Genomic DNA, 11,692 nt, shown 5'->3' on the forward strand with positions numbered 1-11,692 from the left:
TAGATGGATCACTAGAAAGAAAGGATGTCGTTATTTTGCCTAGTTTTTCGCACTTTTTACATACGTTTTTCAGTAGCAAAAACCTTTTCATAGATGCAGCTCTGTTGACGCTAAAGCTGACAGTTGTCTCCATTTTAATTGGAATTTTATTCGGATTATTTTTTGCTCTTTTAAAAATTTCAAGGATTAAAGTATTAGGCTATATTTCAAATGCCTATGTGTTCCTTGTAAGGGGAACTCCACTCATTGTCCAGATTTTCATTCTGTATTTTGGCTTCAGCGGAATTTTCCTCATTCCTGACTTTTGGGCAGCGGCTCTTGCGCTCGCCTTCCATAACGGTGCCTATATTGCAGAAATTTTCCGGGGGACGATTCAGTCCATTGATAAAGGGCAAATGGAAGCGGCACGCTCTCTCGGCATGACTAGAATACTAGCCATGCGCCGGATCATTCTTCCACAGGCCTTCAAGAGGGCACTGCCTCCCCTTGGAAACCAATTTATTATTGGACTTAAGGATTCATCACTGGCAGCCTTTATTTCCATGAATGAACTGTTCAATGTTTCGACGACGCTGGGTTCCAATAATTTTGATGAAATGACCTACTTGTTAATCGTAGCCGTTTATTATCTAGTACTTGTTGCAGTACTAACCATGCTGGTGAGCATGTTCGAAAAGAGATTGGCAGTTAGTGATCGATAGGAGGACAATAAAGTGAATGAACGAGAAATGATAAAAATAGAAAACTTACATAAATCTTATGGCAGTTTACATGTATTAAAAGATATAAATATGTCCGTGTATGAAAGTGAAGTGGTCTGCTTGGTTGGAGCATCTGGCTCTGGTAAAAGTACTCTGCTGCGATGCGTTAATTTTTTAGAAAAAAGGGAAGGTGGGAGAATTTCAATCCGCGGGGAAGAGATTAGCCCGGAAACCCACAATCTTAACGATGTCCGTCAAACCGTAGGGATGGTTTTCCAGCACTTTAATCTATTCCCACATAAAACCGTCCTTGAAAATGTCATTGAAGCACCAACTATGGTAAAGAAAATCCCTAAAGACCAGGTTATGGCCGAAGCAAAGGAGTTGCTCCAAAAGGTGGGTCTTGAGGATAAGGCGAATGTATATCCTAGCAAATTGTCAGGTGGTCAAAAGCAGCGTGTGGCCATTGCCAGGTCGCTGGCCATGAAGCCGGATATCATGCTTTTTGATGAACCGACATCTGCCCTTGATCCGCAGCTTGTTGGTGAGGTATTGGCAACCATGAAGGAGTTAGCCGATGAAGGAATGACCATGGTAGTGGTGACCCATGAAATGGGCTTCGCTCGTGAGGTTGCTGATTGGATTGTCCTCATGGACGATGGTAGAATTATCGAAAGAAATCGGCCAAATGAATTCTTTGATCATCCAAAAGAGCAACGTACAAAAGAATTTCTCCAAGCAACCATGTTAAAATAATTTGAAATACAGTTTCTGGTTGGTTGATAAGGAATAGTTAACTAAGATCGACCCGGATAATAAAATTATTGAAAAATAACTTATTGCATTTCATGTCAGTGTTCCTTATAATCTAACTTTGGGGTAAATTCTAAATATTTACCCATTTATATTTATGCAACCTATAGATTATTTATTAAAAGGAGAAATGTTTTATGGAACACATGGGCTGGATATCTTTAATCCCACCTATTATTGCGGTCGTTCTTGCAATTATAACGAAGAATGTGATCGTGTCTTTGTTCTCCGGTGCTTTTATCGGAGTGCTCATTCTTGTCGGGGGAAATCCTATTAAAGCAACAACGGAGACAATCGGAAATTACTTTTTCCCACTCGCAGCCGATGGCTACAATGCAGCTATTATCGTATTGTTATTCTTTATTGGCGGATTTGTCGGGCTTATGGAGAAATCTGGCGGTGGGGCCGCTCTTGCTGCAAATACCATTAAATTTATTAATACAAAGGCAAAAGCACAAATTTCGGCTTGGATTGGAGGAATTATCATCTTCTTCTCTGATTTGGGTACGCCGCTTATCGTAGGCCCAGTATTTGAAAAAATCTTTGATAAGGCGAAACTTTCAAGAGAAAAGCTCGCTTGGATTATTGATTCAACATCTTCTCCTGTTGCTGTATTAGTTCCTTTTATTGGATGGGGCGTATATATTATGGGACTTATTCAAAAGGAATATGAAGCGTTAAATATTACTACATCCGAATTTACTACTCTGGTTCAGGTTATACCTTTTCAGTTTTATGCCATATTGGCTGTAACGATGGTCCCTTTAATTGCTCTTTCTAAGTTAGATTTTGGACCAATGGCAAAAGCTGAGCACAGAGTTCAAACGACTGGGGAACTGTATTGGCCGACATCCAGGCCGCTAAGAAGGGCGGACACTAGTGTAGAAGAAACAAAACACCAACACGCCATCTTAATTTGGATGCCACTGTTAGTTTTATTGATTACCCTATTCAGTTTATTGATTTCGTATGGCTTCCCACTTAAGCCAGTACCAGGTAATGATTTTAGGGTTGCCTTAAGTACAGCCTATTTATTCGCAGCCATTACGATCATCATCTTAATGCTTGTATACAAAGTGAAAAAATTCAGTGATATTTTCAACATCTATACAACTGGGATGCAAAAAATGGTTTATGTTGCAGCTACATTAATCCTTGCCTGGTCTCTTGGCAAGGTTATGAAGGAAATGGGTACGGCTGAATTTATTGTTAAGGCAATGGACGGAAATGTTCCTGCATTCATTATTCCGGCCGTTTTATTCTTAGTCGGAGTTCTCATGTCCCTTGCATCCGGAACATCGTGGGGAACATTTGCAATTATGCTGCCAATCGCTATTCCGATGGCTGTTGCACTCGATGCACATTTATTAGTTTGTATCGGGGCTGTCCTGTCAGGCGGAATTTTCGGTGACCACAGTTCACCTATATCCGATACAACCATTCTATCGTCTACAGGAGCTGGGTCAGATCATATTGACCACGTGAAAACACAATTTCCATATGCACTTCTTAATGCATCGATTGCCTTAATTGGGTATATTGTTGCTGGCATTACAGGCAGTGCGTTCACGTTAATTTTAAACTTTGTCTTGCTCATATTGGCTATTTTTATATTATCTAAGATTTATAAAAAGAAGTATGGTGTAAGTGAAGGAGCTGGATTGTAGTGAAATTATGGGGCGGGCGCTTTACAAAGCGAGCAGATCAAATTATGGAGAAGTTTAATACCTCTCTGCCTGTTGATCAAAGACTTTACTCTCAGGATATAACAGGGAGCATTGCCCATGTAAAAATGCTTGTAAAATGTGAATTGCTTTCAGAGGCTGAAGGCATTTTACTTGTAGATGGCCTTAGGTCGATTTTAGAAGATATTGAGTCTGGTGTTCTACAAGTAGAAGGCAATTATGAAGATATACATTCTTTTATAGAAATGAATTTAACGGAAAGAATCGGCGAAACCGGGAAAAAGCTCCATACGGCTAGAAGCAGGAATGACCAGGTAGCTGTCGACATGAGATTATATGCTAAACAAAAGGCAAACGAAGTGATGGCTGCCCTTCAACAACTAATAGAATCATTAAATAACAAAGCTGTTCAAAATAATGTCATCATGCCTGGATATACTCATTTACAGCGTGCTCAGGTTGTCACTTTCAGCCATCACCTTGGTGCTTATGTACAAATGTTTAGCCGTGATAAAAGAAGAATCGGCAACGCCATTGATATTATGGATGAAAACCCATTAGGATGTGGTGCATTAGCGGGAACTACACATAATATCGACAGGCAACTAACTACTGAGCTTTTAGGTTTTTCTAAGCCTGTAGATAATTTTTTAGATGGCGTTAGCGATCGAGATTATTTGCTGGAACTTATGTCGAGCTTTTCCATCACAATGATGCACTTAAGCAGACTAAGCGAAGAGCTTATACTGTGGAGCAGCCAAGAGTTCCGATTTATTGAAATGGATGATGCGTATTCAACAGGCAGCAGTATAATGCCACAGAAGAAAAACCCTGACGCTGCAGAACTGATTAGAGGAAAGACAGGAAGAGTTTACGGCTCGCTTTTATCCTTATTGACAACGCTAAAGGGCTTGCCGCTCACATATAACAAAGATATGCAAGAAGATAAGGAACAATTTTTCGATGCCCTTGATACTATAATGGACTGCCTCGAAATTATGTCGAAAATGATTGATACCCTTCATGTTAAAGAAGAGAACATGAAAGCGGCCATTAAAGCAGGCTTCCTAAATGCTACTGAGGTTGCAGACTATTTAGTCAGTAAAGGAACACCATTTAGGGATGCCCACGAAATCGTCGGAAAAATCATCATCTATTGTGAGCAGTACAAAAAAAGCATTGAAGATTTATCTTTAGATGAATTGGCCAAATTCAGCAGCAAAATCTCAGATGATATTTATGAATATATCGATTACGAGAATATATTAAACAAAGGAAATAAAAAACTAATAAAGCAGATAGCAGAATAAATAATTCTTGGATCAATCATGTGATTGATCCTTTTTTTGCAAAAGCGTGCCTGTCACTCCCTGAGATATGTCGATCTTGATTAGACAAAGACGGGGAGTGATAGGCACTTTTATGATCAATTAGTGTTTTTTTTAATACTATTAATCTTTTTGCCTTCTACAAATGAAGGTATCTCTAACTCTAGTAAATCATAAATAGTTGGAGCTATATCTAAATTAGACATGGAGTTAATTTGTCTGCCTTTGTGAAAGTCTTCCCCAATAGCCATAAAAACAGGTCTAAGCGAGTTTCTCTTCGCTTCCCCTCCGTGTGTTCCTAATTCAATTGGTGGACTTACATTTTCATCAATGGAGCTGCCCATAACAAAGCCAGGAGCCCCAATCAACAGAACATCTCCTGAATGGTGATGTGATAAAAGTGTTTTATTTTTATCTGTATTTTTCATTACAGTTTCATAAGGATGAATTTTTTGTTTGAAAAGTGGTCTCCCAATATCCTTGATATGCTTTTGAAGAGTATTTAACGAGAAATTGTCCGTTTTAATGGCTGACATTATTTCTTTTATATTATGTTGAATGATTGCTCCGTTTTTATTTGTAACTTTCACTCCTTTAAAAGCTTGAATAATTTGGTCACGGACATTCTCATATTCATCGAGAGGAACAATACCTCCTTTTTCCCGGTTCTGCAGGTTAATGTAGACATGTGCCGCTGATCCGCTTGGAATGGCATATGCCTTTGATTTAGTAAGGTCAATTTTATTTTCTTGATCTAGAGTTAATAACCCCGCATCGTTTAATACTTTGTTAGGTGATAGAGTAGAATGGGCCGGCTCCATTCCATGATCGGAGACTACAAACAAATAATCATTCTTGTTTAGGGAATGCAGGACTTCACCGACTACCTTGTCTGCTAACCGGTACGACCATTCAATATAACTCATATATTTTTTTGACTTTTCAGGTGAGTATCCTGGCTGGCGAGGATCTATTAATAAATATTTATGTTGTTCATGATCAATTTGGGGTGTGTAGAACATAAGTAAATCAGGATTGTATTTCTGCTTTATGTAGAGAGAAACCTGTGTGACCCACATGACAGAACGTGTGCTTATCTCCTCATATTCCTTTCTAGTAATCCACCCCTTATCAAGGGCTAAATCATCAGCCTGAACCGGGAAAAAACCGAACTTGCTAGTAATTTCATCAGAAAATCCTTGGGGACCACTAATTAAGGTGGAGGTCACCTCCGTCCGATACAACTGTATAGGAAGGTTAAGATCTTGGTTATTTGTTTTCATTTTGAACCAAAAACCAGCAGGTTGCTGATCTTTTATATGTAATGAGAGAGATCCCCATTGATCTCCTTTTACAAGAGAGTCATCATGATCTACTTTCTTGTCTTCAGATAATATGAATGTATCAAAATTTTGCTTCTGATCATCCGTTGAGTCGATAGCTAAAATGTGGATGAGACGGTCCTCTTTATTTTTCAGCTTGATGGAAAATTTTGCTTCTTTTAAAGGAGTAAAGCTTTTGGGAGCATGTACCCATTCGGCTGCTTTCTTATAGGTTAACGTTTCTAAATTGCTTGTAGACCATGTTTTTCCTAAATAAATAGAATAATCACCTTGTTTTCCTTTCTTAGGATTAGCACCGGGAAATGCAATGGTGGCAGATATTTTCCCTAGTTTTCTAGTTTCAACCCACAACGGAGGTACCTGGCTTTTCACTTCGAAACCACTGTCATCATGAGTTAAGGTTTTATTTGGTTCGTGCCAATGATTACTTACAATCCCGGTTTGATGAGGTGCAGCTCCTGTAGCAATAGCTGCGTGTGAAGGCGCTGTTAGAGAAGGAGTAATAGTAATGGGTTTTTTCGCTGAAACCCCGTTGTCTATCAACTGTTTGATATAAGGTAATTTATTCTCTTTAACATATTTTTTAGTGTAGTCATTTTTCATTCCATCAAAAGAGACAAGTATGACCTTTCTATCAGTCTGTTGATTTTTCTCAGCTTTTACTTCATTGATTATTGTAAAAAGGCATAAATGAAGAACAATGATGCCTGCGTATAAAGGTTTTCTCATCTTTTTATCCTTTCTTACCGTTAGTTCTCTTCAAACGATAAATCTTTGTACTTCTTTCATGACTATCATTTCTGTTTGATACCAGAGAAGTGCAATGTATAAAAGGCAGAAGGAGGCCCTTCTGCCTTTTAGTTATTTTAATATTCGCAATGACTCTCGAACAAATGCCGGAATGTCATCGGGCTGCCTGCTAGTGACTAGCTGATCGTGACACACGACTACTTCTTTGTCATGGAAATTTCCACCGGCATTCTTTAAATCAATTTGAATGGATTTATATCCGGTTACATCACGTCCTTCAAGTGTTTCTGCGGTGATCAGCAGCTGAGGGCCGTGACAAATAGCTAATACAGGCTTTTTTGCATCCATAAAAGCTTTGCTAAAACGAACAAAGCGCTCATCTGCACGAAGAATATCTGGAGAAAATCCGCCTGGGATGAATAGTGCATCAAATTCCTCTGGAGAAACATCATCAATGCTTTTATCAATAACAAGTTCACTGTTACCTTGCTTTCCCTGTACTGTTTTTCCATGTTCCATTTCAATCGTTGTTACTATATGGCCCTTTTCTTTGAAGGATTTTACTGGTTCTGTGTACTCCGAATCCTCAAAATGATCCGTGATTAAGACAGCAATTTTTTTACTCATTTCCAATCAACTCCTTTATTAATACATTACCCTTTATACATGAATGAAACATATATGAATGAAATAGTTATCTCTATTTGAGGTGTAATTGCTGATTGGTAAATATTGATATTACTGTAAAGTAAGAAAAAATGATTGATTTTTAGCCTTTCTATGACTAAACTCAAGTCGATACCTTATACTATTTCGCACCATTAAATAAAATGAACAAATACCTTAGTAGATCCTAATTAATCTTTATCATAGGAGGCTTCCATGGCAAACGATATTATTATCCGTTTTGATAACGTAACAAAATCTTACGGCAGTGACACGAAAGTTTTACAAGATGTGAGCTTTGAACTTGAACGTGGAAAATTTTACACATTACTTGGTCCTTCAGGTTGTGGAAAAACAACCATTTTACGTATCATTGCAGGCTTTGAAAAACCGACAACCGGGGATGTATACCTCAATGGCAAGCGTGTTAACGACGTACCAGCAAACGAGCGTCAAGTAAACACTGTATTCCAAGATTACGCCCTTTTCCCGCACTTAAACGTATTTGAAAACGTGGCATTTGGTTTACGGATAAAAAAAGTAAAAGAATCTGAAGTTAAAGTTCGCGTCGCAGAAGCGTTAAAGTTTGTAAACTTAGCTGGATATGAAAACCGTGAAATTACAGAAATGTCAGGGGGGCAGCGTCAACGGGTTGCGATTGCACGCGCCATCGTTAATGATCCAGAAGTAATTTTACTCGATGAACCATTATCAGCACTTGATTTAAAGCTGCGCACAGAAATGCAATACGAGCTGCGTGAGCTACAGCAACGCCTCGGCAAAACATTTATTTTCGTTACACATGACCAAGAGGAAGCTTTGGCGATGAGTGATGAAATTTTTGTTTTAAACGAAGGAATTATCCAGCAATCTGGTACGCCAGTTGATATTTACGATGAGCCAATTAACCGTTTCGTTGCAGACTTCATCGGGGAGTCAAACATGGTAGACGGCGTCATGCTTGAAGATTATAAAGTTGAATTTGCTGGAAAAGTATTTGACTGTGTTGACGGCGGTATGAAGCCGAACGAAAAAATCGATGTGGTCATTCGGCCAGAAGATCTACAAATCACATCGCCAGAAGTAGGTAAAATTGTTGTACGCGTCGATACGCAGTTATTCCGCGGTGTACATTACGAGTTATCAACATATGATAAAGATGGAAATGAGTGGCTCGTACACTCGTTGAAAAAGGCTGAAGTAGGTGCACAAGTAGGTCTTGATTTCGACCCAGAAGCGATTCATATTATGCGTCTAAATGAAACAGAAGAAGATTTTGACGCACGCATAGAGGCGTATACGAATGAAGTTTAAGTCAAAACCAGCGTTTGTCCCATATTTACTATGGATTGCGCTCTTCGTTATTGCACCGATTGGGCTCGTTTTGTATTATTCGATGCTCGATCTAAACGGAGAATTTACGCTAGTTAACTATAAAAACTTTTTTACATCCGCATACTTAACGATGACGCTATCGAGCTTTTGGTATGCATTCATCATTACGTTTTTTACGCTGCTAATCTCATATCCAACTGCGTACCTGTTAACAAAAACAAAGCATAAGCATTTATGGCTGATGCTCATTATAATTCCTTCATGGATTAATTTATTATTAAAAACGTATGCATTTATCGGGATTTTCGGTTTATACGGACCGGTCAATGCAATAATCGAAACGCTGGGCTTCGACCCGACGCAAATTTTATTTACCGACTTTAGTTTCGTGTTCGTTGCGGTGTACATTTTTATCCCGTTTATGATTATCCCAATTTTCAACGCGTTAGATAAAATGAATCCGTCCTTAATTTATGCATCGCGTGACTTAGGGGCTTCACCGCTTACAACGTTCCGACGCGTCATTTTTCCTTTAACCATTGAAGGGGTAAAATCAGGGATTCAAGTAACGTTTATTCCTGCACTTTCACTTTTCATGATTACGCGTTTAATTGCTGGGAACAAAGTGATCACACTTGGTACAGCGATTGAACAGCAGTTTTTAGTCGCACAAAACTGGGGAATGGGTTCAACGATTGCGGTGTTTTTAATTTTAAGCATGTTTGCAATCATGGTATTTACACGCACAAAGAAGAAAGGAGGTCGAGCATAAATGCGATCAGGGTTAACAACTACAGCTAGAGTATATTTAGCCATCGTGTTTGTAATTTTATATGCACCGATCTTCTACTTGATTTTTTATTCATTCAATAGTGGCGGCTCAATGGCCACATTTGAAGGTTTAACACTAGAACATTATCAAGCTGTATTTGATGATAATCGTTTACTTGTTATCTTAATCAATACCGTAATTGTTGCCCTGCTTTCTGCGTTAATCGCGACCATAATCGGAACACTTGGAGCAATTGGTATTGTATCATTGAGAAATGACAAACTACGTAACACCGTACTTTCCTTAAATAATATTTTAATTGTTAGCCCAGATGTTGTGATTGGGGCAAGCTTCCTAATTTTATTTACCATGATTGGAGTTAAGCTTGGCTTTACATCGGTAGTAATTTCACATATTGCATTCAGTATTCCAATCGTTGTATTAATGGTCTTGCCAAAAATTTTGGAAATGAATACGAACTTAATTGATGCTGCACTTGATTTAGGAGCAAATCGTCGCGATGTACTAACGCGTGTTATTATTCCATATATTAAACCGGGGATTTTAGCAGGTTTTTTTATGGCCATCACCTATTCATTAGATGACTTTGCTGTTACATTTTTTGTCACAGGTAACGGATTTAGTACTTTATCTGTTGAAATCTATTCTATGGCACGTGCAGGTATTTCGTTAACCGTTAATGCAATCTCAGGGCTAGTGTTTATCGTGACAGTCGGTATTGTCGTTATGTATTACTTCATTACGATGCGGTCGAAAAAAACGGAGGGCTCTACTCAATGAAATCATTAATTCAAATCATGTTAGCAATTGTTATAGCCTGCGGTCTACTTTACTTTGTTGTTTTAAAGCTTGAAGCAGCTAGCTCAGCTGGAGGAAAGGACACGTTAATCGTTTACAATTGGGGAGAATACATTGACCCATCACTGATCGACCAGTTTGAAAAAGAAACAGGCATTACTGTTACGTATGAAACGTACGATTCTAATGAAGCGATGTTAACGAAAATTAGACAAGGTGGCTCAGCCTATGATGTGGTTGTCCCATCAGAATACACGATTGACACAATGATTAAAGAAGATTTGTTACTAGAAATCGACCATTCGAAACTTCCCAACTTGCAAAATATCGATCCTTACTTTTTAGATTTACCGTTCGACCCGAAAAACAAATTTTCCATTCCATACTTTTGGGGAACGGTTGGTGTCGTTTATAATCCTAATAAAATTCCAGAACATATCACGTTTGATTCTTGGGACGATTTATGGGATCCAGCACTAAAAAATAAAGTATTTTTAGTTGATGGTGCACGTGAAGTCATCGGTATGGGCCTAAACAGTTTAGGCTATTCGTTAAATTCACGTGACGATAACGAATTACGTGAAGCATTAGATAAACTAAAACAACTAAACGGCAATGTCAAAGCGATTATTGGAGATGAAATTACACCACTGATGATTAATAATGAAGCTACAGTAGCCGTAACCTTTTCTGGACAGGCAGCAGACATGATGTATGAAAATGAAGAGTTGAATTACGCAGTACCTTCTGAAGGGTCAAACTTATGGTTCGATAATATGGTTATTCCTAAAACCTCATCAAATGTCGAAGGTGCCCATCAGTTCATTAATTTTATGCTGGATGCGCAAGTGGCTGCACAAAATACGGATTATGTAGGATACGCGATTCCAAATAAAGCAGCGTGGGAACTATTAGATGATGAAGTGGTAAACGATGAGCGTTTTTACCCAAGCGAAGAAAGTCGTACCAACTTAGAAGTATATGAAAACTTAGGTCTTGAGCTGCTAGGAACATATAACGAATACTTTTTAGAATTTAAAATGTCACTAAATTAATTCTTCTTGAGGAATATAGTTCTCTAGAAAGATGAGAGCCAAAGATAGCAAAAAAGGGTGTCTCAAAAGTTAATCTTTTGAGACACCCTTTTTCTGCTTAATGCATGATTCGAAAAGTAATTACAGCGGAACGCTCAACAACTGTCAAAGAATTGATCTCTCTATTAGAAACGAACCGAATTGGTGGTGTATCTGTTGTTGATGATAATGGGAATTTAGTGGATATTGTGTCAGACGGAGATATCGTATGCTTTCTTTCCCACATAAAAAGAAGATTTATTTAGCTTACTATATTACCTATATAGAAGAAGCTCAAAAAATAGAAGATGTATTAAGAGACAAAATGATTACCTCTATTGAGGAAAAGTAGATGGTGCCTGACCCCCGGTATGGTAATGCTTTAATGTACCGGGGGTCAGGCACCA

General features: G+C 38.4%; 11 protein-coding genes. 9 read left to right on the forward strand and 2 right to left on the reverse strand.

Annotated features, from left to right (window positions below; translation table 11 throughout):
• Positions 1-35 precede the first annotated feature (35 nt).
• The 4 genes from V7124_RS25450 to argH all read left to right on the forward strand — a co-directional run bounded on the left by V7124_RS25450 (position 36) and on the right by argH (position 4,509).
• The gene (locus V7124_RS25450; protein WP_335408634.1) at positions 36-701 is read left to right on the forward strand and encodes an amino acid ABC transporter permease; all 666 of its coding nucleotides are present in this window, start codon (positions 36-38) and stop codon (positions 699-701) included.
• Positions 702-713: 12 nt separating this feature from the next.
• On the forward strand, positions 714-1,457 hold the full coding sequence (locus tag V7124_RS25455; RefSeq protein WP_335494601.1) for an amino acid ABC transporter ATP-binding protein: 744 nt from the start codon (positions 714-716) through the stop codon (positions 1,455-1,457).
• A gap of 194 nt (positions 1,458-1,651) precedes the next feature.
• Positions 1,652-3,181 (forward strand): Na+/H+ antiporter NhaC family protein, encoded by a 1,530-nt coding sequence (locus V7124_RS25460; protein ID WP_335494606.1) that lies wholly within the window; start codon positions 1,652-1,654, stop codon positions 3,179-3,181.
• The gene (argH, locus tag V7124_RS25465) at positions 3,181-4,509 is read left to right on the forward strand and encodes an argininosuccinate lyase (protein WP_335494610.1); all 1,329 of its coding nucleotides are present in this window, start codon (positions 3,181-3,183) and stop codon (positions 4,507-4,509) included. The genes V7124_RS25460 and argH overlap by 1 nt, the downstream gene beginning before the upstream one ends.
• A gap of 116 nt (positions 4,510-4,625) precedes the next feature.
• Here argH and V7124_RS25470 read toward each other — a convergent pair whose 3' ends face one another.
• Both V7124_RS25470 and V7124_RS25475 read right to left on the reverse strand, forming a co-directional pair.
• Positions 4,626-6,599, reverse strand: a complete 1,974-nt coding sequence (locus V7124_RS25470; protein ID WP_335494613.1) for an alkaline phosphatase family protein — start codon at positions 6,597-6,599, stop codon at positions 4,626-4,628.
• 132 nt (positions 6,600-6,731) lie between these two features.
• Positions 6,732-7,247: a type 1 glutamine amidotransferase domain-containing protein gene (locus tag V7124_RS25475; RefSeq protein WP_335408643.1), complete on the reverse strand. Its 516-nt coding sequence runs from the start codon at positions 7,245-7,247 to the stop codon at positions 6,732-6,734.
• A 255-nt stretch (positions 7,248-7,502) separates the two neighbouring features.
• On the opposite strand from V7124_RS25475, the gene V7124_RS25480 reads away from it, so the two are divergent.
• From V7124_RS25480 to V7124_RS25500, 5 genes are all read left to right on the forward strand, one after another.
• On the forward strand, positions 7,503-8,600 hold the full coding sequence (locus V7124_RS25480) for an ABC transporter ATP-binding protein (protein ID WP_335494615.1): 1,098 nt from the start codon (positions 7,503-7,505) through the stop codon (positions 8,598-8,600).
• Positions 8,590-9,393 (forward strand): ABC transporter permease, encoded by an 804-nt coding sequence (locus V7124_RS25485; protein ID WP_335494619.1) that lies wholly within the window; start codon positions 8,590-8,592, stop codon positions 9,391-9,393. The genes V7124_RS25480 and V7124_RS25485 overlap by 11 nt, the downstream gene beginning before the upstream one ends.
• Positions 9,394-10,194: an ABC transporter permease gene (locus V7124_RS25490; protein WP_335494622.1), complete on the forward strand. Its 801-nt coding sequence runs from the start codon at positions 9,394-9,396 to the stop codon at positions 10,192-10,194.
• Entirely contained in the window at positions 10,191-11,267 is a 1,077-nt protein-coding gene (locus V7124_RS25495; protein WP_335408651.1) for an ABC transporter substrate-binding protein, read from the forward strand. Before V7124_RS25490 ends, V7124_RS25495 begins: the two co-directional genes overlap by 4 nt.
• A 104-nt stretch (positions 11,268-11,371) precedes the next feature.
• The gene (locus V7124_RS25500; RefSeq protein WP_335494626.1) at positions 11,372-11,551 is read left to right on the forward strand and encodes a CBS domain-containing protein; all 180 of its coding nucleotides are present in this window, start codon (positions 11,372-11,374) and stop codon (positions 11,549-11,551) included.
• The last annotated feature ends 141 nt before the right edge of the window (positions 11,552-11,692 follow it).

Source organism: Neobacillus niacini, assembly GCF_036961885.1.
Classification (GTDB): Bacteria; Bacillota; Bacilli; order Bacillales; family Cytobacillaceae; genus Neobacillus; species Neobacillus niacini_H.